Genomic DNA, 23,610 nt, shown 5'->3' on the forward strand with positions numbered 1-23,610 from the left:
ACACGATTCCTCTGTAGTTCAGTCGGTAGAACGGCGGACTGTTAATCCGTATGTCACTGGTTCGAGTCCAGTCAGAGGAGCCAAATTTGAAAAAGCAGATGTCGCAAGACATCTGCTTTTTTGCTTTATTACGCCGACGCGCTTACAGCATAAACCCGTCCGGCAGCCCCACATCCCGCTGCCGTTTCCCGCCCGCCGCTTAGACATAGCGCTTCAGCGAAGAGAGTTTTAAATCGCGCACCGGCTTTTCCATGCCCGCCTCACTAAACTGTCTGGCAAATACTTCTCTGGGCGCTGATTTACTGAAATTAATTTTTTAATAAAGAACATTTAAAAAGCGACTTCTGGCGCACGTGATACCATTTTCTACACAATGAACTCCCTCTGAATTTCACCCTAACTTATGGTTATCTATGCTGGGCAATAAACTCTCTTTAGCCCTGCTGATTTGTATGACTTTTACCTGTCAGCAGGCCTGTGCTGTCCATAAATCACCACAGGGTCCAAAACCCCATCCCGAACGGAGTTACGCAGCGCGGCAACGTATGTATAACCGCGCCAAACTGTTCAGGTTGTGGAAAGACAAAAAAGAGAAAGCGGACAGGAATGTGGTGTACGGTAATAAAACGTCGAAAGCGGCGCTCCGCACCAAAAACCGCGTGCTGCTACGCGAGCATCCGGACTGGTTTCCCGGACCATACCGGCAAACCAGTCCACATTGGGATCATCTGCGCGACAGCGATGGTAGCCTGTACAGCGATCGCCTGCGCGATACCACCGATATGATTGTCGACCGCCTGGAGGACCAGCTCGGTAAACCCTACGTATGGGGCGGCACATCACCTGTTAATGGCTTCGACTGTAGCGGACTGGTGTTCTACGCTTATAACAAACTGCTTTCTTCAAAGCTGCCGCGTACCGCCAACGAGATGTATCACGATAAAAACGCACGTCCGGTGGCGAAACGCGATCTGAAACGCGGAGATTTGATCTTCTTCGGCATCCATTCTGAAGGCGACCATGCCGATCACGTCGGCGTGTATCTTGGCGATGGCGATTTTATTGAAGCGCCGCGAACCGGCCTGAATATCCGGATCAGCCACTTTGACGGTGATTTCTGGCAGGATCACTATCTGGGAGCCCGGCGCATCCTTACCGCCAACAATATCCTTTAACGAGTCACAACAAACAAAAAGGCCATCAATAGTAATATTGATGGCCTTTTATATACGCTTCGCAATCAGGACAGCGAACCTAACACTTTCAATTCCAGTTCATCCGGCACTTCGTTATACGACAGCACCTGTAGTCCAGGGGCGAACAGCCGCGCATAGCGTGACAAGAGCGGGCGCAGTTGCGGCGCGACCAGCAGTACTGGCTCTTTTCCTGCCGCTTTCATCTGCTCTTTGGCTTGCGGCATGGTGCTCTGGAACTGACTGAGCATATTCGGATCTACCGGTACGCTATCCAGCGACACTTTATTCGCCTGCTGGGTTTGATTGACCACGCCGAGCAACAGATTTTCCAGTTCATTTTGCAGGGTATAAACGGATAGCGTCTGATTACGCACCAGCGGCGTGGCGATACTGCGGCGCAGTGCCAGCCGTACATCCGAGGTGAGCAACACCGGATCTTTGGTCGTAGCGCTGCTGGCAACCAGCACCGTGGCGATAGTCACAATATCTTTTAGCGACACGCCTTCGGTCAGCAATTGCCGATACACCTTCAATAACTGGCTGTAATTCAGCGTCGCGTTAAGATCTTCCGCCAGCTTCGGCGCCATAGCCGAGAGGCGGTTATGTAAATGGGTCACATCATCGTAATTAAACAGCTCGGGAATGTACTGGCGCACCACTTTATTGACGTGAGTAGCGATAACGCTGGCACAGTCAATCACCTGATACCCCAGATTCAGGGCTCTGGCCTTCTGGTCCGCCTGGATCCAGGTCACTGGCATCCGGTACGCCGGATCCATGCCCAAAATCCCGTCGACCTCACCGTAGGTTTCGCTGGTGGGCAGCGCCATCAGCCGGTCGGCAGGCACGTCGCCCTCTTCCGCCTGAATACCGTTAATATAAATCGCGTATTGCGTGGGCTTGAGGCGAAAGTTTTCCCGGATGCGAATTTCCGGCAGCAGCACGCCGCTGGTATCAGAAATCACCTGCCGCACCCCCCGTACCCGCTGAGTCAGCGGCCCGCCTTTGGTTTTATCCACCAACGACACCAGCTTGTAACCCAGGCTCAGGCTGACCGGTTCAATGAGCGGAATGGTTTCCCAGCTCACCGGTTGTTCCGGCGTGTCGACAATTGCTTTGGTCAGGTTTTCGAGATTCTGCTCAGTTTCCTGAGAAACCTGCGGCTGTTTGCTTTGACGCCAGGCCGCGTACCCCAACAACAACGTAAACAGCAAAAACGGCAGGTGCGGCATCCCCGGTACGATTGCCAGCATAAACATGATGCCGGCAGCGGTATAGAGAATAGTCGGGTTCGCCAACAGTTGGCCACGCACGTCTTTTGCGATGTCACCATTATCGCTGACGCGCGTTACGATCACCGCCGCGGCGGTGGAGAGCAGCAGCGACGGGATTTGCGCCACCAGGCCGTCGCCAATGGTCATCAGCACATACTGCTGGAAGGCGGCGGAAGCGCTGAGATCGTATTTAAAAATCCCAATACAAATCCCGCCAATCATATTGATGGCCAGAATCATCATCCCGGCGATGGCGTCACCGCGCACGAATTTTGACGCGCCGTCCATCGCGCCGTAAAAATCCGCCTCGTTGGCGATGTCTTTACGGCGGGCCTGCGCCTGAGACTGGTTAATCAGCCCGGCATTGAGGTCGGCGTCAATCGCCATCTGTTTACCCGGCATAGCGTCCAGGGTAAAGCGCGCCGAGACTTCAGAGATACGTTCAGCCCCTTTGGTCACCACGATGAAGTTAATCGTCAACAGCGTCAGCGAGAACGATCGCAAAAATATCGTTGCGGCGCTTAATGAACAGTCGATATTTAGTGGCAATGGCGTGATGCCGTTAAATAATCTCGGCAAGATGGCAATCCTTGAAAGCGGCGCACGCGGCGAAACGCAGCCCGCCAGCGTAAAAGCGCCGCCAACTACGCAGGCGGTCACTGTTAAAAAAACCACCGATGCTACCGTTGATACATCGCAGGCATTGCAGGCCCAACAGGCCAATAATAAGCGTGTGGCGATGAAAGATAAGTCGGTACGCGAACTGGGCGAACTGGCGACCGTGATTAATTCCATCGCGGAAAAAAGCCATATGCAGAGCAACATGGAGATGGAAATCGTGCCGCAAGGGCTGCGGATTTTGATCAAAGATGATCAGAACCGCAATATGTTTGAGCGCGGCAGCGCGAAGATTATGCCGTTTTTTAAAAAGTTGCTGATAGAACTGGCACCGGTATTCGACTCACTGGATAACAAGCTGATAATCAGCGGCCATACGGACGCCATGCAGTATAAAGATGGCGACAACTACAATAACTGGAATCTCTCTGGCGACCGGGCGCTATCGGCGCGCCGTGTGCTGGAACAGGCCGGAATGCCGGTAGATAAAGTGATGCAGGTCAGCGCGATGTCCGACCGAATGCTGCTGAACGAAGGGGATCCGAACAGCGCTGAAAACCGCCGTATCGAAATTATGATTTTAACCAAATCGGCATCCGACACGCTGTATCAGTTCTTCGGAGACAAAGGCGAAAAAGTGGTGAAACCAGCGGTAAAACGCGTTGAGGAACAGCATCACGTTACCGCTGGCATCCGATGACTAATACGTGGCCCGTCCACCGGATAAATCAAACGCCGCCCCGCTGTTAAAAGTGCATGCGCCGGAGCTGAGCCACATTGCCATCTCCGCCACTTCCTCCACGGTGCCTAACCGCCCCTGAGGCGATTTGGCGATCATAGTGGCCACATGCTCGGGCGTCATCTGCGCCAGCAGCGGGGTTTCAATCGCGGCGGGGGTAATGCAGTTTACCCGCAAGCCGCTTTGGGCATGCTCTTTAGCGAGCGATTTAGTCAGGGCGATGACGCCCGCTTTCGCCGCGCTGTACGCCGACGCGTTGGGCGTACCCTCCTTCCCTGCCAGCGACGCCAGATTCACCAGCCAGCTTTGCGGTTGCGCCAGCAGCGCCGGAACGAAGGTGCGACAGACTTCAAACGTGCCGGTCAGGTTGACGTCGATAATTTGCCGCCAGACCGCCGGATCGTAATCGATCAGCGGCAGGGTCGGGCCGGCGAACCCGGCGCAGTGGATCAGGGTATCCAGCCTGCCGCTGGTTTGCAGGATCGTCTCGCGCGCGGCAATCAACGACGCCGGTTGGGTAATATCCAGCGGCAACTGGGATCCGTCGCGCGCCGGGTAATGCCTGTCCAGCCTCCAGACCTGCGCGCCCGCCTGCTGAAACCGGGCGCTAATCGCCTCGCCGATACCGCGCGCCGCGCCAGTTACCGCCACCACGCGACCAGAAAAATCGTACTGCGGAAAACCTGTATTTACGTTCATGTTCTTCTCCGGGAATTTGCCGTCAGCAAAACGCGGAAAAGCGGGCTACACCAGTTGCTTCTGGATCGCCGCCACGCAGGCGCGGATCGCGCCGATGGCTTCCTCAGCCTGCAGGGCGTCAAACCGGTACGTCGGCATACTCACGCTGATACACCCCACCGCCCGCTGGCCGCTGTCAACTATCGCGCTCCCGTAGCAGCAGATATCCAGCTCGTTTTCCTGGATATCCTGCGAATAGCCGCGCTCGCGGGTGCGATTGATCTCTTCAGTGATGCGCGCCCGGTCAGTGATCGTATGCTGCGTGAACGACGTCGGCGTGATTTTCGCCAGCATCTGCTCAGCCTGGTCAGCGCTGTGCGCCGCCAGCCACGCTTTCCCAACAGAACTGGAAAACAGGCTCACGCGGGTCCCGATCCGCGAGGCCATGCGCACTGTGCGATTGGCTTCCAGCTTATCGATGTAGACCATCTCCAGGCCATCGGGGATGGCAAGGTGGACGGTCTCATCCAGCCGGTCGCGCAACTGCTCTATGTGCGGTCTGGCGATCTGCCGCAGATCGTGGGTCTCCAGGCTGCGCCAGGCCAGACTCACCAGGCGCGGCCCTAAGCTCAGGGTGTCGTTATCGTGCCGGAGCATCCCTTCCACCACCAGCGCCTCGACGATGCGGTGCACGGTGGGGCGCGGCATACTTAACTGCCGCGCCAGGCCGCTGATATTCAGCTGGCCAGGGGTTTCCGATACGGCCTGCAACACCCGCATAAACTTCTGAAATGCGGCGGTTCCGGGTACAGCGTGCGTGTTTTCCATCGTCTCTTTTCGGGTTATACGGTCAGGTATCCTCCATCCACGGCCAGAATGGTGCCGGTAATAAAGGATGCCGCCGGGCTGCACAGGAAGGTGACGGCCTGAGCCACATCCTCCGGCGTGCCCCAGCGTTTTAGCGGGGTGCGGGAGAGAATGGGCCCGGCGCGTTCGGCATCATCCTGCAACGCCTGGGTTAATGGGGTGGCGATCCAGCCAGGAGCGACCGCGTTAACGCGGATCTGCTCGTCGGCATAAGCAATCGCCAGGGATTTGGTCAGCTGCATTACGCCGCCTTTACTGGCGCTGTAGCCGGGCACCAGCCCGCCGCCAAAAAAGCTCAGCATCGAGGCGGTATTCACGATGCAGCCCGCGCTCTGCGCAAGCTTAGGTCGGGCGATGGCGCAGCAGCGCAGCGTGCCGTTCAGGTTGATATCGATGACGTCCTCAAAAGTATCAATCTGGTGCTCGGCGCCGCGCTTAATCACCCCGGCGCAGTTGATGAGGATATCAAGCCGCGGCAGATCATCAACAATATGCTGGATCTGTGTGGCGTTGCGCACATCCAGCTCGCGGATCGCGATGCCCTGCGGCAGGTTATTGCATTCACTATTGACCCCGGCGGCGATCACGGTCGCCCCCAGTTGCGACAGCTGCGTGGCGATGCCCGCCCCAATCCCGGAGGTCCCGCCGGTGACCAGCGCGGTTTTACCGGCGAAAAGCTCAGCGTGAAACGTCATAATTATTGGCCTCATGGTGAATGTCGCTGGCGGCGCTGTCATCCGGCAGCGGTTTTCTGACTAAGACGAAGTAAACGGCGGCGGCGAGCACGGCGATCCCGGCGCTGACCAGCAGCGCGTTGTCGTATACCCCGGTGCGCTCAACGATAGCGCCCGTGATGATGGGGGCAAGGGAGCCGCCGAAGTAGCCGCCGCAGTTCTGGATGCTGCCGAGAGAGGCCACCTGGCGCTTCGGCACGATCACCGTCGCCATGGTCCAGCAGGCGGCGCTCGCCAGGTTAATAAAGAACATCGCCAGGCAGATGTAGCCCACCGCCAGGGTGGTGCTGGTGGTGAAAATCGCCGGTACGGTAAACGCCGCACCGCCCAGCAGGCCCAGGCACACCGGCCACTTGCGGCTGTTGATCACGCTGATGCCGCGGTTGGCTAAAATGTCCACCACCCGCCCGGCGACCACCATGCCGACCATGCCGAAAATATACGGGATCGCCACCACCCAGCCGGTACGCGCCAGCGACAAGCCGCGCGCATGTTCCAGATAGCCCGGCAGCCAGGTCAGATACAGCCAGACCATGTAGATCACGCCCATAAACCCGAGCAGCATCCCCCAGGTGGTGGCGTGCGTGAACAGCCCGCGCCACTCGCGCCCGGTGATTTTCTTCCCGGTTTCGGTGAAGCGCTCGCCAGCGTCGAGGTACTGTTTATCCTCCCGGGTCAGCGTCACTTCATTGCGGTTGCGATAAATCAGATACCAGCCAATAGCCAGCATCACGCCGAGGATACCGGTGATGATAAACATCCAGCGCCAGCCGACGGTGAGCATAATCACCGTCAGCAGCGGCGGCGCGATGCACGGGCCGATACAGCTGGAGGCGACGAATATCCCGGTGGGCGTACCGCGCTCCTTCAGGTTGTACCATTCGCTGATCACTTTCGCGCCCGCCGGGAACAGCGGCGCTTCCGCCACGCCCAGCACCGCACGGGAAACCAGGAACGTGCTCAGGGAGTTGACCATCCCGCAGGCGGCCTGCGCCACCGACCAGAAAAACATGCCGAAACCCAGCATCATGCGCGCGCCGAAGCGATCGAGCAGCGCGCCCACCGGAAGCTGGGAAAAGGCATAAGCCAGGGAAAACGCCGACAGCAGCCAGCCCATCTCGGTGGGCGTAATGTGCATCTCTTCGCGGATGGTGGTATTGGCGATGGAGAGCGCGCTGCGGTCGATATAGTTGATGACGCCGGCAATCGTCAGAAACAGGATCGCAACCAACTGAATGCGCGCCACGCGTTGAGTTTTAGGTACAGAAGTCATAGCGATGTCTCTTTAATTATTATCTGCAGGTGAAAGGACAGACAGCTATCGGATGAATTGGTCGACGTAATCCGCACCCAGGCCGCATTCGGCGTAGTGCTTGCGGCACATATCGATTTTGGTGAACACGTCTTCGAACCCGGCGTGATTGCCCCACGGATCGACGTAATACATGCAGCCGTGCACCTGGAACAGGGTGATCATCTCCTCCACGCCTTCATCCACCACCAGGGTATGGGTTTCTCCCGGCGGCTCGAACGCGTATGCGCCTTCGGTGGCTTCCCAGTCGTGCTCCAGATAACGCCAGCGCCCTTTAAGCACGAAGGCATGCACCGGCCCCGGATGGCGGTGACGGCTAAGCACGCCGGATTTACGCACCCGCAGCAGGTTCATCCAGTACCCGCCGGAGCGGCTCAGGCACAGCGGACGAAACCAGACATTATCCGCCTGCGGCACCCAGATGCGCTCGTCGCTGGGGATCGCACCAGGCACCACCAGATCCGGGATCATCTCTTTCGGTTGGTCAAACTGATACGGCATTCGGCGCAGGGTTTCTGCATCGTTGGTCAGTGTGTTATTACTCATCGCATCCTCTTGTTCACATTGTGGATAACTAATCCATGATATGGATGAAGAAGGTATACGCGTAAAAACGCAGCGATCTACAAAGCGCATTCATAATTGTGCTTTAAATCACCAAATTGATACATCACGGCAACATTGTCGTAACTAAAGCCGTATTGGCGTTTAAATTGAAACGAGGTTCTGAAAAATAGAGACATGCATTCCAGAGATGGGAACTGACGCTTGCGCCGCATGATGCGCCACATACACTTTTAGCGAGAATCGATAAAAACCCGCTTTGCTTGCCCTTACCTTTGCCCTTAAACGCAGGAGTCCTGATGATGAGTACCCCACTGTTTCATGGCGTTATTCCCCCTGTTGCCACCCTGTTCGACGACGAAGGCCGCTTTTCACCCGCTGAACAAGCGCGGCTGATAGAGCGCCTGGTCGCCAGCGATATCGACGGGCTGTTCTTTCTTGGGAGCGCCGGCGAATTCGCCCATATGTCTGATGCGCTGCGCCAGGAGATTGCCGAATTCTGCGTGAAGCAGGTAGCGGGACGAAAACCGGTCTTGATCGGGATTGGGCATTCCGGCACCCAACAGGCGATTGAACTGGGGTTACATGCCCAGCGCTGCGGAGCCGACGGCGTGGTGGCGATTAACCCGTTTTACAATCCGCTGAGCGAAAGCAATCTGATTGCCCACTATCAGCGCATCAGCCAGGCGCTGGCATTGCCGGTAATGCTGTATAACTTCCCGGCCCTGACCGGGCAGTCGCTGCCGGTGTCGGTGATTGTCGAGCTGGCGAAAACCTGCCCGAACATCGTCGGCCTGAAGGATACCGTGGATACGCTGTCGCATATTCGCGAAACCCTGGCGGCGGTGAAACCGGTACGGCCCGATTTCGCGGTCTTTGCCGGTTACGATGAGTATCTGTTTGGTACGCTGATTCTGGGCGGCGACGGCTGTATTCCGGCCAGCGCTAACTTTGCGCCGCAGCTGACCTGCGGGATCCTTAAAGCCTACCGCGAGCAGGATTACGCCACGGCGGTAGCACTCCAGCAGCGCCTGTCGCTGATCCCGCCGCTGTACGGCATCGATTTACCGTTCTACAACGCCATCAAATACGCGTTGCAGCTGACCGGGCTGGACGTCTCCTGCAACAGCCTGCCGCCCGCCTCGCCGCTGACGGACGAGATGAAAATGCAGATTAAAGGGATTTTGCAAACAAGCGGCGTGATGTAACGCAATACCGCCGTCTTGCGACGGCGGTTTGCTTTTATGCTCTGGTGATATTCCCCCACACCAGGCTCCCCCGGTGGAACGTGGCCGCGCGGGGTGAAATTCGCGCCACCGCTTCCGCCGAGCAGGACGCCTCCACCAGCACAAAGCTGGCGTCATCCTGCGCCTTCGGCCAGGCGCGTCGGCCTTTGTCATCCAGCGGCAGGACGTCCCCGGTGGCGATCGCCAGCGCGCGCGACAGGGTAAATTCGTTGGGACGAATATAAAGCTGGGCGTAGAGATTGGCTTTCTCCAGCATGTCGCCGAGGCCAAACGGGGACCAGTGGTCAATCACGCTGTCGGTGCCGGTCATCACAAATACGCCCTTTTGTTTCAGCTGGCTGAGCGGCATATGCAGCGTGCCAATCGGCACGGTTGAAGCAATAGTAATGCCCTGCGCCGCCATCCGGGTGGCGGTCTCGTCAACCTGCTGCGGGCTAAGCGTCGCCAGCGCAAAGGCGTGGCTGATGGTGAGCTTGTCCTTCAGCTCCGGGGTTTTCTCAACGGTTTCAATCATATAATTTACCGCCGCCACGCCCGCCGGGCTGGTTTCATGCAGATGAATATCCACGCCTTTTTTATAATCGAGGGCAATCTGGAACATCGTGTCGAGGGATTTTTCCATCGCGCCGTCGACGTTGGTCGGGTCCAGCCCGCCGACGTAGTGCGCCCCCGCCTGCATCGCTTCGCGCATCAGCGGCTCGCTTTTCGACAGCAACAGCCCGTGCTGGGGGAAGGCCACGATTTCGCACTCAAAACCGTCTTGACGCTGCTCCAGCACCGCCATCAGGTTTTCGAGGTTTTTCAGCCCGGATACCGGCTCGATATTGCAGTGGCTGCGCGCCACAGAGGTGCCTTTAGATTGCAGCAGATCGATCAGCTTTCCGGCGCGCTCGCGCGTGTACGGTTGCAGCTCCGGCAGCAGTTTGCGCTCCAGTTCGATCATATCCATGATGGTGGTGCCTTCCGGGCGCGACAGCGCGCGCCACGGGCCGCCGTAGAAGGTTTTATCCAGATGGATATGCATATCGCGCATCGCCGGCAGCAGCAGATGCCCGCCTGCGTCGTAGCGCGGCAGCGTGGCGTCGGGATGCTGATGGTTAGCCAGCAGCGCGGCGATTTTGCCGTCCCTGATTTCCAGCGTCATCAGTTCGGTTTGGGTGCTGACCGCCGTGTCGCCCTGCCAGTCAAAACCGCTTTCAAGACGCACGTTATCCAGATAGTACTGTTTTTCGCTGATGCTGCTCATGGTGCGCGATGCCTCACCGGTGCCGGGAGCGGGATCGGCAGCATACGCCAGTTGCCCGCCCGCGCCCAGCAGCGCGCACGCGGCGACCGCTTTGCCGCTGTGGCTTAAAAACGCGCGACGGCCCGGGTTTTCGTTGTGATTCATGGGTTACTCCTTGTCTCAGTCACTGGCAAATAATGTGGGTGCCGGTTTGTCCGCTCAGCGCGGCGGGCAGCTTTTCGGGCGTGGTGATAATCACCCGCTTGCCGCCATGGCGCAGAAACGACAGGCTGGCCTCGATTTTCGGCAGCATACTGCCCGCCGGGAAATGGCCTTCGGCGACGTACTGCTCCATCTCCGTCACGGTCACCGTGCCCAGCGCCCGCTGCTGCGGTTTGCCGAAATGGACGCACACCTGCTCCACGCCAGTGGTGATCGCCAGAATATCGGCGTTGATTTCCTTCGCCAGCAGCGTGGTGGAGAGATCTTTATCGATCACCGCGTCCACGCTGCGGTACTCGCCGCCCGGTTCACGGATGACCGGGATGCCGCCGCCGCCCACGCCAATCACCACAAAACCCTGGTCGATTAACGCGCGGATGGCTTCGGCTTCCACGATGCGCACCGGCTGCGGCGAGGCCACCACCCGGCGATAGCCTCGCCCGGAATCCTCGACAAACCGCCAGTCGGGATGCGCCTGCAACAGCGCATCGCGCTGGGCCTCATCGAAAAACGCGCCGATGGGTTTGGTGGGATCGGCAAATCCGGCGTCGTGTTGATCGACTTCCACCTGGGTGATCACGGTGACCGCTTTTTTATCGCCGTGCCGCGCCAGTTTATTGTTCAGCGCCTGCTGAATGAGATAACCGATCCCGCCCTGGGTATCCGCCACGCAGTTCGCCAGCGGCGTCAGCGGCAGCCCCTCTTTCTCATGGGCGATTTCGGCGCGGCGCAGATCCAGCCCCACCTGTGGGCCGTTGCCGTGGGTCAGCACGATGTCGTAGTCCGACGCCAGCATCCCGAGGATGGACTCCGCCATCTCGTTTACCGCAACCTGCTGATGCTCAACCGACTGGCTGGCATTGTCTTTAATAATGGCATTACCGCCAATGGCGACGACCACGCGTTGTTTCATGTCGAGTTCCTGTCCAGAGTGCGGCAGGCGGGAGTCCGCCTGCCGTCAGGGGTTATGCGGTTTTGGTGGTTTCATCCGTGGAAGAGACCTGCAGATCAGAGGATTTTTCGCGGCTGTCCAGCCAGTGTTTCAGTACGAACATGCCAGCCATCATCAGATAGGCAGTGACGAAAATCAGCGATGAGCCTTTCGCGAAGCCCACGACCGGCGCGTGGATCACGCCGAACAGCGCCAGCAGCGCCCCGGTGGCCGCGGCTACTGCGCCGCGCAGCGGGCGGTTCATGATGGCGAAAATCGCCAGGCAGCCCCAAATCATACTGGCCAGCGGCGCGCCGTTGCCGAGGTGCATCAGCCCCTGGTAGTAAACGCCTTTGCTGTGTAGCAGGTCGGTGCCGAGTTTCGCCGCCGAGGTGCCCGCCGCGTTCATCACGCTGTTGACCATGGTCAGCGCCCAGTTGGCGATCCACGGGAACAGACAGATGAAGATGACCGGCACCTCAAGTTTGGGCGTTTCCCTCACCACCTGGTTGGCGGTAACCACGCCGATAAATACCAGAATCGGCACGATGGCGGTCATCGGGATCACCGCCAGCATAAAGGCCCCGAGACCGAACAGCGGGACGATAAACATGGTCACGCCGGACGCCAGGGTATAACCGATGCTGGCGCCCATGGCTTTCCAGCCCGCGTGACCGACATACACGGTCACCGGGAACGGGTTGCCCATCAGGCAGCCGAGCATTGAAGAAAGCCCGTTCGCCAGCATCACTTTGCGGGTGTTGTACTCATCCCCCGCCGCGTGGGCGCTCTCGATGTTTTCGAGGTCGAAAATGTAGTTCGCCAGCCCCAGCGGCACTGCGGATGCCAGGTACGGCAGCGCGTGCGGCAGCCCCTGCATAAAGCTGTCGATATGCACTTCCGGCGGGTTAAAGCCGAATGACGACATGAAGGCTTTGATGGCGTCCGGGCTTTGCAGGCCGGAAATCCATGCCAGCGCAGTACCGGCAATCAGCAGCAATAAGCCGGTAGGAATACGCGCGAAGATCGGCTTTTTGCCGAACCAGTTAATGAAAATCAGCAGCAGGACGATAAACGACACCGTCGGCGCTTCAAAGGCTTGCAGCATCGGGTTCATCGCCAGCAGCAGAAGCCCCAGGCCGGAGAGGCACGACAGCAGCACGGTACGCGGGATCATCTTCCGGATGGTTTCGCCGAGGAACGATCCGCCCGCCAGGATCAGCGCTTCCACAAAGCACCACACCAGGCCGATCTGGATGGCGAAATCCGCATCGCCGGTGGTCTGGTAAACCGGCATCAGCACCAGAAACGTCACGGTGAAAATCGACGGCGCGCTGGGGCCGGACGGCAAGGCGGTCACATCTTTACGCCCGGTCTGGCGCGCCAGTTGCAGGCCAAACCAGGTATAGCTCAGGCTCGCCACCAGCACCGCTAAACCAAACGCCGGGGCAATACGGCCATAGACAATTTCTTTCGGAATGCCGACCACAAAAATCAACAACCCCATCATGGTCAGCAGGTTGGTCAGGTTGTTGGTCATCAGGCCAAAATAGGCCGCCCAGTCACCCCGTTTCCATTCAAGTTTTATCTTACTCATGGAACTATCCTTCAAGGTCAGTAAATCGCGCTACACTCCCCCGCCGGGTCTGGGCCAGGCGCAAGGTCCGGTAATTCGTGCAGGTGAAACCTCCTTTCGCGAACCGTCGGGCGACGCCGTAACGCCGCCCGTTTAGGGTTATTGGCTGTACCGGTCGCTAAAGGCGAGCAGAGCTTTTTCAAAACAGTCGAACGGCGGATGAACGATGCCCGCGCCAATCATGCCGATGCCCGCGTCTTTGTGGGCGATAGCGGTGTTAATCACCGGCAGAATGCCGCTGTTGCCCACCCGGGTGATGTCAATGGCGGTGGGAATGCCCATAAAGTTGAGCAACGGAATGGTGACGTTGGGGTTCTCGCCGAGGGTGATCTCCCGCATCTGGCGCGAAAAATCCACCGCCTCGTCCACGGTGCCGCCCACCAGCGCGACAATCGCCGGGGCGGTCGCCATGGCGAAACCGCCAATGCCGTAGGTTTCGGTAATGGCGCTGTCGCCGATATCCAGCCCGGAATCCTCCGGTTTGAACCCGGCGAACATCGGGCCAATCACCTGCTGCGCCGGGCCGGTGAACCACTGCCCCGGCAGGCCGGAAACCCGCAGGCCGAACTCGTAGCCGTTACGCGCCATGGTCGTGACCACGGTGCTGTATTCGATGCCGTGCGCCGCGTCCATCGCCGCTTTACACATCGCCATCCAGGTCGGGCCCGAGAAGTAATCGCTGCTGGCGACAAAATCGAACACCTCTTTTTGCTGCGCCACGGAAAAATCGGTCTGGATTAAATACGGCGTCAGCGCCTGGATCAGCAGCGTGGTGCCCGCGTTGTTGCGGTTGTGGCACTCGTCGCCCATATGCAGCGCCTGGGCCAGCATCAGCCGCAGGTCGATCTCCCCGGCCAGTTTCATGGCGTCGCGCAGCATCGGGCCGAGCACGTCGCGCATCCAGATCAACCGGTCGATCACGCTCTGGTCGTTGGCCCCCATGCGCAGGATCTTCGCCATCTGCTCGCTGAGGTTGGTGTAGGCGCGGTTGCCGTAAGTTTTGTTTTCGACGATATGCATAAACATCGACGCCGAGGTCACCCCCGCCATCGAGCCGACGCAGTCATGCTCGTGGCACGGCGAGAAGATGATCTCCCCGGAGGCGGCAAGCCGCGCGGCGTCATCCAGATCCCGCGCCAGCCCTTCAAACACCAGCGCCCCGGTGACTGCGCCTTTCATTGCGCCGCACATGTTTTCCCAGCTTACCGGCGGCCCGGCGTGCAGGATGGTGTTGCGGGTCATGCCCGGCACCACGTTGATGGCCTGGTCATAACCCACCAGCACCGGATGGGACTGAATGATGCGCTCCAGCGCCCGGGCGTTGGCGGCGGCGATTTTCTCCGCCAGCTGCGGCGCGGCGAGCTTATCCAGTACGCGCACCACCTCCAGGTTGCCAAGCCCCGGCGGCGTCCAGTCAAGCTGGGTGACCGCCACGTGCTGCTGCTTTAAATCTTCGCTAAAACGGGCAATCCCGATGTTGATAACATTCAGCGGTTGGCTAAACAGTGTTGGACGGCTCATCAGGCATTCTCCCCTTTCCAGACAAATTCACGCGCCAGTAGTCCTGTATTGGTGCTGCTGCTCGCCCAGGTAACCCCGGCGTCGGTCAGCATGTTGCATTGGGCGGCCAGCGACGGCGTATCGAGATCGGTGCCCAGCACGTAGCCGAGGATCTCCAGATGGCGGCCCGCGTCGGCGGCGATCTGTTTAGCCTGTTTGATGGCGTCGATCATCACGCCCACCGGATCTTCATGCGCCCCGAAGCCGAGCACGAAGTCCATGGCGATCACCCCCACTTCCGGGTCGCGCGCTTCCTGGAGTAAACGGCTGATGCGGTTGGTCGGATCGATCATCGGGTGCGGTTTGCCGTTGGTGAAGTCATCATCGCCAAAGTCCAGGAAGGTGTGGGCGATGCTCTGATTGACGTCGCGCAGGCGGCGTTCCGGGTCCGGCTGGATGTTGCTGTAAACGTCGGGGTATTTTTCCAGCGCCGCAAACATCGCCTCATCGCACAGGGTGCCGCCGCAAAACAGCGCACGGATGTATTTTTGCTGCGGGTTGAGTCTGGCGCGCACTTCGTGGATCAGCGGCCAGTTCAGCGGATGCAAATCAATGCAGGACTCATCGACGCCGGTTTGCAGCACCGCCTTCAGGGCGGCTTCTTTGGTGCCGCGCGCGAAAATCAGCCCAGGTTTATCGGCCTGCGGCTCCGCGCCGAGGAAACACACCACTACCGGCTTGGCGCAGGCTTCAGCGCGGGCTAACACCTTTTGAGCCACCGACGGCGCGGGCGGCTTGGAAATCAGCGCGATGACGTCGGTTTCCGGGTCATTCTCCAGCATCGCCAGCGCGTCGAGCATCATCAGGCCGCCGATGTTCTCGCTGAGATCGCGCCCGCCGGTGCCGATCAGCTGCGACACGCCGCCGCCGAAATCGTGGATGCGCACGCTCAGCTCCTGGCTGCCGGTCCCCGACGCGCCGATAATGCCGATACGCCCGCGGCGCACCGCGTTGGCAAAGCACAGCCCCGCGCCGTTGAGGATGGCGGTGCCGCAGTCCGGCCCCATCATCAGCAAGCCTTTTTCATGTGCCAGCGTTTTTAACGCCAGCTCGTCGTCGAGGGAGACGTTGTCAGAAAACAGCATCACGTTGAGATCGTTTTCCAGCGCCTGGCGCGCTTCCCGCGCCGCGAATGCGCCATTGACGGAAATCACCGCCAGGTTGCTGTCCGGCAGGTGCTGGCGGGCAGAATTGAGCGTGGCGAAGCGCGCTTCGTGGCTGCCGCTGCTCTCTTTACGGATAAACAGCGCTTCGATAGCGGCCAGCGAAGCGTCGTTCGCCGCCTCATCGCCCTTAATCACAATCATCAAGTCGCCGCTTTTCGCCGCTTCCAGTTCCGGCGTCAGCAGATCAAGGTTACGCAACACCCCTTTGTTCATTTCGGTGGCCATCGCCACAAACGCCTGCTCCACGCCATCCAGCTGGTTAGCTTTGGTTGAAATCGACATAAGCGACACGGAATCAAAATAGGTGTTCTTTTTAATCACGATCCTGGTTGACATATTCTCCTCCAAAATATTGCGTCAATAGCAGGGCGTCGGCCATGCCGTACAGCATGTCGCATCCTGAGCTTGACCCTATTTTCATCACGCCCTGTATTTCGCGCAGAATATTGCCGCGATTTTCCAGGGTTAATTTTTTAATCAATAAATAAATCACTTCGCGATAACGCTGGTGAATCGCCTCATTCAGAGTCAGCGCGCTGAGCGGCGTGGTTTGCTGATGATATTTATTCAGCCAGCGTAAAAAATCATCCTGAAATTGCCGGCCCGGGCTACCAGTAATAAATAAAACCGCACTCAGCCCCACCAAATAATCATCGCCGCCCGGCGTTAATCCAATGCCTAAGCCTAATAGTTGCTGAAAAGCCGCTTCACTGTATTGTTTATCGCGCCGTTTTAATCCGTCGGTTAATTTTCCGCGCGCGTCGGTTAATTGTTTTGCCAGCTGCCGGTAAAAAATATTATCAGCGCAATAATGAAATAATGACGCGTTGCGCGGTATCGCCTGTTCAATGAGGGTTGCCAGCGTTTCGCCCTGTTGCTGTTGGCAAAACGCGCCTAATGCTTCACTTTTCCAGCAGAGTATTTCCGGTTGCCACTGCTGGCACGTTCGAAAATCAATCCGCATTCGCTGGCCGATCCTCAGCCAGTTTCCCTGCCAGTACACCGGATCGCCGGGTTGTAATAGCCCTGCAAAGGTCGATAACGCTAACCGGCAGCTGTTGGGGGCGTTATCGCTGCCCGCCGACAGCAGGGTGAAGCGCTGCAAACCCTGCGGGCAAACCAGATTGACGGCTTTATCGAAACATTGCTCCACGCGCCCGCTGAATGCTGGCGCTTGTAAAAACTGGCTGTCCGCCGAAAGCGCCGTGAACGTCTGCCCGTCAGCCGACGCGAAAGGGTTCACGCGAACCTCCCGTCAGGCGCCCGCGTTGACCAGCAGCTGGGCGATGGCGTCATAGCCCTTTTCACGCGCCAGTTCGAGAGGCGTTTTGCCGTATTTGTCGGTCATATGCGGGTTGGCGCCGTGGTCCAGCAGCAGCTTAACGATTTCCTGCTGCTTTTCGCCGCCGTCGTTGAGTACGATGGCTTCCAGTAAGGGCGTCCAGCCGACAAAGTTGGTGTGATTAAAATTAATTTCGGTTTTGGTTAATAATTCCCGGACAATTTCCACGTGGCCTTTTTCACTGGCCGGCGTAATTCCCACGCCGCCGAAACGGGTCAGACGAGTTAAATCGGGTTTGGCAGGTAATACAATGCGCAGCAGGGTTAAGTCATTATTCAGGCAGCTTAACAGGAACGGGTTAAAACAGGTTTCGTCTTGCTTATCGATATCTGCGCCTTCAGAAATTAAAAAAGAGACTGCCTCATACTGCTTATTCAGGCTGGCGAGTGTAATTGCCGTTCTTCCCTGGCGGTTAGTGCAATTAATATCCACGCCGTTTTCCAGGCAGGCTTTCAGGGCATTGACATCGCCCTGCCGGGCGGCAAGCAAAAATTCGCTAATCAGTTCATTCTGAGACATAGGGTTCTCCCCGTCAGGGCCAGCAGAAATAAAATATTTCGCTCTGGCTAATCATTGGATGTTTACTGATTCTGAGAATAGCAACACTGTCCGGTGAATAACATCCGTTTGAAATGCATTCATCGGAAGGGGATGGATTGTTGAAGAAATTTTGATAATCGGGCTATTGTGTGCGGCAGCGCACCGTTTGAGCGTGCCGCGCTCACATTTCGAACGCATAAATGAAAGGCTGAGACGCAGTTTCAGCTCTCTCGATGAGAAGCGTTTTCATTAAATGCTGAAAACGTGAAGCGGGACGGGTTTATTGTAACAACAGTGTTAAATTGTATTCAAAACTGACGCCGCGTCGCTGATAAGGAAAATCGTCATGAATTCCATCTTTACCGAAGAGAACCTGCACACCTTCACCATGGCCGCCCGCTACGCCAGTTTCAGCAAGGCCGCAGAGGAGCTGGGCGTGACGACGTCAGCAGTGAGTTACACCATCAAGCGTATTGAAACCTATCTCGACGTGGTGCTGTTTGAGCGTAATACCCGCAGCATTGAGCTGACCGAATCAGGGTTTTACTTTTATCGCAAAGCCATCGATTTACTGAATGACTTTCACGCTATCAAGCGCGGCATTGATACCATCGCCCAGGGCATTGAAGCCCGGGTGCGGATTTGCATAAACCAGCTGCTTTATACGCCGCGCCACACCGCGAAGCTGCTGCAAATCCTCAAAAAGCAGTTCCCCACCTGCCAGATCACCGTCACGACGGAGGTGTATAACGGGGTATGGGATTCGATCATTAATAACCAGGCCAATATTGCTATTGGCGCGCCCGATACCCTGCTGGACGGCGGCGGCATCGATTACACGGAAATCGGCGCGGTGCGTTGGGAGTTCGCCATTGCGCCGACCCACCCGCTGGCGCTGATGCCGGAGCCGATCACCGAAAGCCAGCTGCGGCTGTACCCCAACATCATGGTGGAAGACACCGCCCACACCATTAATAAAAAAGTCGGCTGGCTGCTGCACGGGCAGGAAGCGATTCTGGTGCCGGACTTCAATACCAAATGCCAGTGCCAGATTCTGGGCGAAGGCATCGGCTTTTTACCGGCCTATATGGTGAAAGAGCCCAAAGAGCATGGTCTGCTGGTGACCAAAACCATCCATAACCCGCGCCAGGATTCGCGGATGCTGCTGGCGACGCAGCACGCCGCCACCGGGCAAGTGACGCAGTGGATCAAAAAGCAGTTTGCCCCGGACGGCGTGCTGACGGCGATTTATCAGGATCTGCTGTGGCGCGAGTAAATCATAACCGGATATTGCTCTCCGCCAGGCTGCCCATCTCGGTGTAAATCGCGCAGGCGGCATCCACCAGTTGCATCGCCAGCGCCGCGCCGCTGCCTTCGCCAAGGCGCATTCCCATATGCAGATACGGCTCCAACCCCAGCGCGTGTAAGGCAATGGCCGCGCCCTTTTCCGCCGAAAAATGCGACGGGATCAGATAAGGTTTTACCCCAGGCGCGATTTTGCAGGCCGCCAGCGCCGCCGCGTAGGAGAGAAAGCCGTCCAGCACCACCGGCAAACCGCAGCGCGCCGCGCCGAGGATCGCGCCGGTCATCCCCAACAGGTCAAATCCGCCGACTTTTGCCAGCACGTCGACACCGTCGCTGGCATCCGGCTGGTTCAGGGCAATCGCCTGCTGCACCACCGCCACCTTATGGGCGATTCTGTCCGCCGGGAAGTTGGCGCCAAACCCCACCACGTCGGCGGGAGAGGCATCGGCCAGCACGCTGACCATCGCCGCCGCCGGGGTGGTGTTCGCCATGCCGAGTTCGCCCACGCCAAACACCTTCACGCCGCGATTCGCCAGCTCGCAGGTATGGGTGATCACGCTGACCAGCAATGCGTTCGCCACCTGGCGCGACATCGCGGGCTCCCGGGCAATATTGCCGCTGCCGCGCGCCACTTTCAGGCTGAAAATCCCCGGTAGCGGATCGCTGTCGATGCCGATATCAATCACATGCACATCCGCCCCTGCCTGCTTCGCCAGTACGCACACGCCGGTATTGTTGCGCAGCATGTTCATCGCCTGGATGGCGGTGACCGCTTTCGGCGAAATGGTCACCTGTTCGTCATACACGCCATGATCCGCGCACATCACCAGAATGGCCTTTTGTGCCTGCTGCGGCTTACCGTGAAACCCCGGCATCCCGGCCAGTTGCACCGCCAGGCTTTCCAGCCGGCCCAGGCTTCCCGGCGGCTTCAGCAGGCCGTCAAGATGGTTTTGCGCCTGACGCATGGCGTTATCGTCAAGAGGGGGGATTGCGTTAATCAGTGAGGCCAGTGTTTGCATGTGCGTGCTCGTTATAAAAGGGCAATAAGAAAAATGACTTCGCCCAGCTCAATGGCTGCGCCAAGGGTGTCGCCGGTCTGGCCGCGCAGGGTACGTTTGATGGCAAAGCCGATCATCGCGATGGCGACGGTGGCGAGAAACCACGCCAGCAGGCCGCCGCCGGGAAGCAGAACCAGGCACAGCGCCGCGCTGGTCGCCAGCGTTATCGCGGTTTGCGCCAGCGTGACTTTGCCGATAAAGATATTGCCGAGCCCGTTGTCGCGGGCGTAGCGCTGGCGATACATCAGCAACACCACCGCGCCGCGCCCTACCACGCTTGCCAGAATCAGCACCGGCAGCATCGAATAGCCGCGCAGCGCCAGTTCGTTCACCACCAGCACTTTCGCCAGCAGGACAAAAATCAGCCCCAACCCGCCGTGCGTGCCAAGGCGGCTGTCGCGCATGATCTCCAGCTTTTTCTCGCGGATACGGGCGGAGAACAGTCCGTCGCAGGTATCCGCAAGGCCATCCAGATGAAAGCCGCCGGTCAGCAGCGCCAGCGCCAGTACGTAAAACAGCGCGGCCAGCGGCGTGCCGCACCAGGGCGCAAGCAGCATAAACACCGCGGCGGCAATCGCGCCGAGCACCAGGCCCACCCACGGGAAAACCACGATGCCGCGCGAATACTGGTCCAGCTCCAGCCCCTGCGACCAGCGGTAAGGCACCGGCAGGCGGCTCATAAAGGCGAGTGTGGCAAAAAAAGTCCGTATCATTTTTTCTCCGTGATGCTGAAAACTTAAAACAAGAGATAAAGCAGGCTGAATAATATCAGCGCCAGCAGCGACGCAACGTTCATCAGACGAATCGTCGCCGGGATGTCGTCAACGCTCACTTCGCGCGTCGCATCGCCAATCCAGGGTTTCTCTACCCGTTCGCCAAAATAATCGTTGGGTCCGCCCAGCCGGATCCCCAACGCGCCTGCGACCGTGGCTTCCGGCCAGGCGCAGTTGGGGCTGCTGTGATTGCGTCGGTCACGCCAGCCAGTGCGTAGCGCGGATTTATGATCATTGCCGCACAACGCTGCCGCCAGCGCCAGCAGCAGCCAGCTGATACGCGCCGGAATAAAGTTAGCGATGTCATCCATGCGCGCCGACACCCTGCCTATCGCCCGGTACTTTTCGTGCTTATAGCCGACCATCGAGTCGAGGGTGTTGACCGCTTTGTAGGCCATCGCCAGCGGCGCGCCGCCCAGCAGCAGGAAAAACAGCGGCGCAATCACGCCATCGACGCTGTTTTCAGCCACGGTTTCCACCACCGCGCGGGTGATTTGCGGCGGCTGAAGCTGAGAGGTATCGCGCCCGACGATCCATGACAGTTTTTCACGGCTGCGGGCCAGGTCCCCCGCACGCAACGGTTTTTCTACCTCCCGCGCGGCATCGCCAAGGCAACGCCCGGCCAGCAGGGTGTAGATCATCCAGATTTCCAGCGCCACGCCCAGCCATGCGTGTATGCCATACGCCAGCGCCAGTATGGCCCAGGATAGCGCCCAGGTTGCACCCACCACAATCAGCCACAGCAATGCGCCGCCCAGCGTCAGGGACAGCTCGCTACGGCAGACGCGGCGCACGGCGCGCTGCACCAGATGAATAACATTGCCGATTACGCGGATGGGGTGCGGCCAGTGTTGCGGATCGCCAAGCCAACAATCGAGCAGCCAGGCTGCCCACCAGATGAGAAGCGTCATCAGGATTTCCCGTCGCGCCAGTGATAAGTGTGTAGAGGACGTTGAGTTTCAGTTATCCGGCGTCGCGGGATACACGCTCCGGTTGACTTACGCAGAATGAAAAACGGCGGCAGGAATAGCCCTTGCCGCCGTCTTACTGAATCATTCTTTGATGTCAGGTACTTTCAGTTCGCCCATGACTTTGAGCTTTTTGGAGATCTCACGACGCTCTTTAGACAGCTCGGCGTTTTTGATGATGTAGTCATCCACGCGATCTTCATAGTCGGTTTTCATGCTGGCGATGATGCCCTGAATGGCTTCAATGCTCATGCCTGGCTTGATGTAATCGCTCAGGTTGTCGAGCAACAGCACGCGTTTCTGGTTGTCACGGATCTTCTTCTCTACGTCCTGAATTTCGCGTTGCAGTTTGTTTTTACGACGGAACAAACGCACGAACTCCAGTACGTCCTGGAATGAAGGTTTGCCATTTTCCATATTTACACCCCTGATAATTGAGACTCTGATTCGTTCAAGCCGCAGCGACAAACATAACCGGCAACGGCTGCGCATGACAACGGTTAATACCCTACCCTAATCATACGCTGAATTCCTGCTGAATCGAAACCAGCAATATATCCATGCGGTTTCGTATGGTTTTTATTTACGCAATGCCCGGCAGATCAGGTGCGATAACAGCTCCAGTTGACGCGCCAGTTCCAGGCTTAGCCACACGTAGCCGTGAATCGAGGTTTCATGCAGCGCGCTGCCTTCGTCCTGGCGCATCATCTGGCGCAGTTCACCGACAATTTCCGCCAGCTTCGCGTTATTGGCCGCTGCCGGGGAAGGGTTACCTTCGTACAGCGCCTTCGACAGCGCCGCCAGGGTATGGTGGGTCATCTGCTGGGTTTCGCGCAGGGTATGGGCGTTAATCATCACAAAATGGCTTTCCCGGGTCGCCCAGTGGGCATTGAGCTGGAGTTCCAGGGTACACACCAGGTTGCGGCTGACGGTCTGGATCGCCTCGAACACCGATTTCTGAATATGGGTTTCTTTACTGGCAGGGACAATCAGGGCGCGCATTTTCACCACGTCGCTCAACATGGCGTGCAGCGATTTATCAAGCCGGGGCCGTTCGACCAGGTTGGGCGAAAATCCGGCCTGCGAAAGCCGGGTAAAATTATGCGCGAACGTCGCCATCTGGATGCGCCAGTGAATAAACGCGCGCTGGGGATAGATGCTGGTAAACAGCATCGCCAGCAGCGACCCTAAAATCACGTCGCCGCTGCGCCACAGCGCGATCTGCAGATCCCCCGCCGGCGCGCCCACCACCACGGAAAGCGTAATGCCTATCAGCAGCGCCTGGTAAGGCCGTTTGCCAAGCGTAAGATAGCCGCAGATAAACATCGCCAGCGCGCACCACAGCAGCATAATCGGCAGGGAAATCAGCTCCAGCTTCAGGGCGATCAACCCCACCGACGCGCCAAAAATCGTCCCCCCGATGCGCTCAAAGGCGCGCGGCACCACGTTGCCCCAAAACGAGATCGGCCCCATCACCACCACCAGCGTAATCAGCGGCCAGGTCCCCTCCGGCACATTCAGCAGGCGAACCAGTAAAAACGTCAGCGTGAAGGCCAGCGCGATACGCACGCCGTGCACCAGGCGGTAATGACGATAGAGCCGAATTTCGAAAGGGCTTAATGATTTATCAGGACGCACACCGGCACTCCGCATGA

General features: G+C 58.3%; 21 protein-coding genes, 1 tRNA gene and 2 pseudogenes. 5 read left to right on the forward strand and 19 right to left on the reverse strand.

Going from position 1 to position 23,610, the window contains the following annotated elements; genetic code table 11:
* The first annotated feature begins 7 nt into the window (after nucleotides 1-7).
* Nucleotides 8-83 (forward strand) — tRNA-Asn (locus GV764_RS00120).
* Nucleotides 84-202: 119 nt separating this feature from the next.
* On the opposite strand, the pseudogene GV764_RS00125 reads toward GV764_RS00120, so the two are convergent.
* Nucleotides 203-274 (reverse strand): annotated as a pseudogene (locus GV764_RS00125) (transcriptional regulator); the annotation flags it as partial.
* 178 nt (nucleotides 275-452) lie between these two features.
* Here GV764_RS00125 and GV764_RS00130 point away from each other — a divergent pair.
* Complete coding sequence (locus GV764_RS00130) at nucleotides 453-1,175, forward strand: C40 family peptidase (RefSeq protein WP_476561201.1); 723 nt, start codon at nucleotides 453-455, stop codon at nucleotides 1,173-1,175.
* Nucleotides 1,176-1,240: 65 nt separating this feature from the next.
* Here GV764_RS00130 and GV764_RS00135 read toward each other — a convergent pair.
* Nucleotides 1,241-2,959 (reverse strand): annotated as a pseudogene (locus tag GV764_RS00135) (flagellar biosynthesis protein FlhA); the annotation flags it as partial.
* On the opposite strand from GV764_RS00135, the gene GV764_RS00140 reads away from it, so the two are divergent.
* A complete protein-coding gene (locus tag GV764_RS00140; RefSeq protein WP_161658470.1) occupies nucleotides 2,934-3,788 on the forward strand; it encodes an OmpA family protein in 855 nt (284 codons plus the stop codon). The pseudogene GV764_RS00135 and the gene GV764_RS00140 overlap by 26 nt on opposite strands.
* Here GV764_RS00140 and GV764_RS00145 read toward each other — a convergent pair whose 3' ends face one another.
* Genes GV764_RS00145 through GV764_RS00165 form a run of 5 tightly spaced genes read right to left on the reverse strand, consistent with a single transcriptional unit; the run spans nucleotide 3,789 to nucleotide 7,964 of the window.
* Nucleotides 3,789-4,526, reverse strand: coding sequence for an SDR family NAD(P)-dependent oxidoreductase (locus GV764_RS00145; protein ID WP_161658472.1), 738 nt, complete (start codon nucleotides 4,524-4,526; stop codon nucleotides 3,789-3,791).
* A gap of 45 nt (nucleotides 4,527-4,571) precedes the next feature.
* Nucleotides 4,572-5,333: an IclR family transcriptional regulator gene (locus GV764_RS00150; protein ID WP_161658474.1), complete on the reverse strand. Its 762-nt coding sequence runs from the start codon at nucleotides 5,331-5,333 to the stop codon at nucleotides 4,572-4,574.
* A 14-nt stretch (nucleotides 5,334-5,347) separates the two neighbouring features.
* Nucleotides 5,348-6,067: an SDR family NAD(P)-dependent oxidoreductase gene (locus tag GV764_RS00155; RefSeq protein WP_125292357.1), complete on the reverse strand. Its 720-nt coding sequence runs from the start codon at nucleotides 6,065-6,067 to the stop codon at nucleotides 5,348-5,350.
* Entirely contained in the window at nucleotides 6,051-7,379 is a 1,329-nt protein-coding gene (locus GV764_RS00160) for an MFS transporter (protein ID WP_161658476.1), read from the reverse strand. The genes GV764_RS00155 and GV764_RS00160 overlap by 17 nt, the downstream gene beginning before the upstream one ends.
* A 45-nt stretch (nucleotides 7,380-7,424) precedes the next feature.
* Complete coding sequence (locus tag GV764_RS00165) at nucleotides 7,425-7,964, reverse strand: 2,4'-dihydroxyacetophenone dioxygenase family protein (protein WP_125292359.1); 540 nt, start codon at nucleotides 7,962-7,964, stop codon at nucleotides 7,425-7,427.
* Between the two features lie 317 nt (nucleotides 7,965-8,281).
* Between GV764_RS00165 and GV764_RS00170 the strand changes: the two genes are divergently transcribed.
* Entirely contained in the window at nucleotides 8,282-9,190 is a 909-nt protein-coding gene (locus tag GV764_RS00170) for a dihydrodipicolinate synthase family protein (RefSeq protein WP_161658478.1), read from the forward strand.
* A 34-nt stretch (nucleotides 9,191-9,224) separates the two neighbouring features.
* Here GV764_RS00170 and GV764_RS00175 read toward each other — a convergent pair whose 3' ends face one another.
* The 7 genes from GV764_RS00175 to GV764_RS00205 all read right to left on the reverse strand — a co-directional run bounded on the left by GV764_RS00175 (nucleotide 9,225) and on the right by GV764_RS00205 (nucleotide 17,830).
* Nucleotides 9,225-10,619, reverse strand: a complete 1,395-nt coding sequence (locus GV764_RS00175) for an amidohydrolase family protein (protein ID WP_161658479.1) — start codon at nucleotides 10,617-10,619, stop codon at nucleotides 9,225-9,227.
* Between the two features lie 19 nt (nucleotides 10,620-10,638).
* Nucleotides 10,639-11,589 carry a carbamate kinase family protein gene (locus tag GV764_RS00180; protein WP_161658481.1) on the reverse strand — a complete coding sequence of 317 codons (951 nt, stop codon included), beginning with the start codon at nucleotides 11,587-11,589 and terminating at the stop codon, nucleotides 10,639-10,641.
* A 52-nt stretch (nucleotides 11,590-11,641) separates the two neighbouring features.
* A complete protein-coding gene (locus GV764_RS00185; protein ID WP_161658483.1) occupies nucleotides 11,642-13,204 on the reverse strand; it encodes a xanthine permease in 1,563 nt (520 codons plus the stop codon).
* A gap of 138 nt (nucleotides 13,205-13,342) precedes the next feature.
* Complete coding sequence (locus tag GV764_RS00190; protein WP_161658485.1) at nucleotides 13,343-14,764, reverse strand: YlbE family protein; 1,422 nt, start codon at nucleotides 14,762-14,764, stop codon at nucleotides 13,343-13,345.
* On the reverse strand, nucleotides 14,764-16,305 hold the full coding sequence (gene fdrA / locus GV764_RS00195; RefSeq protein ID WP_161658487.1) for an acyl-CoA synthetase FdrA: 1,542 nt from the start codon (nucleotides 16,303-16,305) through the stop codon (nucleotides 14,764-14,766). Before fdrA ends, GV764_RS00190 begins: the two co-directional genes overlap by 1 nt.
* Entirely contained in the window at nucleotides 16,283-17,212 is a 930-nt protein-coding gene (locus GV764_RS00200; protein ID WP_161658489.1) for an oxamate carbamoyltransferase subunit AllH family protein, read from the reverse strand. Before GV764_RS00200 ends, fdrA begins: the two co-directional genes overlap by 23 nt.
* A 12-nt stretch (nucleotides 17,213-17,224) precedes the next feature.
* Nucleotides 17,225-17,830, reverse strand: a complete 606-nt coding sequence (locus GV764_RS00205; protein ID WP_161658491.1) for an ankyrin repeat domain-containing protein — start codon at nucleotides 17,828-17,830, stop codon at nucleotides 17,225-17,227.
* A 367-nt stretch (nucleotides 17,831-18,197) separates the two neighbouring features.
* Between GV764_RS00205 and GV764_RS00210 the strand changes: the two genes are divergently transcribed.
* On the forward strand, nucleotides 18,198-19,127 hold the full coding sequence (locus tag GV764_RS00210) for a LysR substrate-binding domain-containing protein (RefSeq protein ID WP_161658492.1): 930 nt from the start codon (nucleotides 18,198-18,200) through the stop codon (nucleotides 19,125-19,127).
* A 1-nt stretch (nucleotide 19,128) separates the two neighbouring features.
* On the opposite strand, the gene cobT is transcribed toward GV764_RS00210, so the two are convergent.
* The 5 genes from cobT to GV764_RS00235 all read right to left on the reverse strand — a co-directional run bounded on the left by cobT (nucleotide 19,129) and on the right by GV764_RS00235 (nucleotide 23,593).
* Complete coding sequence (gene cobT, locus GV764_RS00215; RefSeq protein WP_161658494.1) at nucleotides 19,129-20,175, reverse strand: nicotinate-nucleotide--dimethylbenzimidazole phosphoribosyltransferase; 1,047 nt, start codon at nucleotides 20,173-20,175, stop codon at nucleotides 19,129-19,131.
* 11 nt (nucleotides 20,176-20,186) lie between these two features.
* Complete coding sequence (gene cobS, locus GV764_RS00220; RefSeq protein ID WP_161658496.1) at nucleotides 20,187-20,927, reverse strand: adenosylcobinamide-GDP ribazoletransferase; 741 nt, start codon at nucleotides 20,925-20,927, stop codon at nucleotides 20,187-20,189.
* A 23-nt stretch (nucleotides 20,928-20,950) separates the two neighbouring features.
* The gene (cbiB, locus tag GV764_RS00225) at nucleotides 20,951-21,898 is read right to left on the reverse strand and encodes an adenosylcobinamide-phosphate synthase CbiB (RefSeq protein ID WP_161658498.1); all 948 of its coding nucleotides are present in this window, start codon (nucleotides 21,896-21,898) and stop codon (nucleotides 20,951-20,953) included.
* A gap of 141 nt (nucleotides 21,899-22,039) precedes the next feature.
* Nucleotides 22,040-22,372 carry a DUF496 family protein gene (locus GV764_RS00230; RefSeq protein WP_125292372.1) on the reverse strand — a complete coding sequence of 111 codons (333 nt, stop codon included), beginning with the start codon at nucleotides 22,370-22,372 and terminating at the stop codon, nucleotides 22,040-22,042.
* 162 nt (nucleotides 22,373-22,534) lie between these two features.
* Nucleotides 22,535-23,593 carry an FUSC family protein gene (locus GV764_RS00235; RefSeq protein WP_161658500.1) on the reverse strand — a complete coding sequence of 353 codons (1,059 nt, stop codon included), beginning with the start codon at nucleotides 23,591-23,593 and terminating at the stop codon, nucleotides 22,535-22,537.
* Between the last annotated feature and the right edge of the window lie 17 nt (nucleotides 23,594-23,610).

This window comes from Atlantibacter hermannii (assembly GCF_009907385.1).
Taxonomy (GTDB): Bacteria; Pseudomonadota; Gammaproteobacteria; order Enterobacterales; family Enterobacteriaceae; genus Atlantibacter; species Atlantibacter hermannii_A.

What these genes read in the sequence shown, in the direction of transcription:
- GV764_RS00130 (WP_476561201.1), top strand. Translation starts at nt 453, where the DNA reads ATGACTTTTACCTGTCAGCAGGCCTGTGCTGTCCATAAATCACCACAG.
- GV764_RS00140 (WP_161658470.1), top strand. Translation starts at nt 2,934, where the DNA reads ATGAAGTTAATCGTCAACAGCGTCAGCGAGAACGATCGCAAAAATATC.
- GV764_RS00145 (WP_161658472.1), bottom strand. Translation starts at nt 4,526, where the DNA reads ATGAACGTAAATACAGGTTTTCCGCAGTACGATTTTTCTGGTCGCGTG.
- GV764_RS00150 (WP_161658474.1), bottom strand. Translation starts at nt 5,333, where the DNA reads ATGGAAAACACGCACGCTGTACCCGGAACCGCCGCATTTCAGAAGTTT.
- GV764_RS00155 (WP_125292357.1), bottom strand. Translation starts at nt 6,067, where the DNA reads ATGACGTTTCACGCTGAGCTTTTCGCCGGTAAAACCGCGCTGGTCACC.
- GV764_RS00160 (WP_161658476.1), bottom strand. Translation starts at nt 7,379, where the DNA reads ATGACTTCTGTACCTAAAACTCAACGCGTGGCGCGCATTCAGTTGGTT.
- GV764_RS00165 (WP_125292359.1), bottom strand. Translation starts at nt 7,964, where the DNA reads ATGAGTAATAACACACTGACCAACGATGCAGAAACCCTGCGCCGAATG.
- GV764_RS00170 (WP_161658478.1), top strand. Translation starts at nt 8,282, where the DNA reads ATGATGAGTACCCCACTGTTTCATGGCGTTATTCCCCCTGTTGCCACC.
- GV764_RS00175 (WP_161658479.1), bottom strand. Translation starts at nt 10,619, where the DNA reads ATGAATCACAACGAAAACCCGGGCCGTCGCGCGTTTTTAAGCCACAGC.
- GV764_RS00180 (WP_161658481.1), bottom strand. Translation starts at nt 11,589, where the DNA reads ATGAAACAACGCGTGGTCGTCGCCATTGGCGGTAATGCCATTATTAAA.
- GV764_RS00185 (WP_161658483.1), bottom strand. Translation starts at nt 13,204, where the DNA reads ATGAGTAAGATAAAACTTGAATGGAAACGGGGTGACTGGGCGGCCTAT.
- GV764_RS00190 (WP_161658485.1), bottom strand. Translation starts at nt 14,764, where the DNA reads ATGAGCCGTCCAACACTGTTTAGCCAACCGCTGAATGTTATCAACATC.
- fdrA (WP_161658487.1), bottom strand. Translation starts at nt 16,305, where the DNA reads ATGTCAACCAGGATCGTGATTAAAAAGAACACCTATTTTGATTCCGTG.
- GV764_RS00205 (WP_161658491.1), bottom strand. Translation starts at nt 17,830, where the DNA reads ATGTCTCAGAATGAACTGATTAGCGAATTTTTGCTTGCCGCCCGGCAG.
- GV764_RS00210 (WP_161658492.1), top strand. Translation starts at nt 18,198, where the DNA reads ATGAATTCCATCTTTACCGAAGAGAACCTGCACACCTTCACCATGGCC.
- cobT (WP_161658494.1), bottom strand. Translation starts at nt 20,175, where the DNA reads ATGCAAACACTGGCCTCACTGATTAACGCAATCCCCCCTCTTGACGAT.
- cobS (WP_161658496.1), bottom strand. Translation starts at nt 20,927, where the DNA reads ATGATACGGACTTTTTTTGCCACACTCGCCTTTATGAGCCGCCTGCCG.
- cbiB (WP_161658498.1), bottom strand. Translation starts at nt 21,898, where the DNA reads ATGACGCTTCTCATCTGGTGGGCAGCCTGGCTGCTCGATTGTTGGCTT.
- GV764_RS00230 (WP_125292372.1), bottom strand. Translation starts at nt 22,372, where the DNA reads ATGGAAAATGGCAAACCTTCATTCCAGGACGTACTGGAGTTCGTGCGT.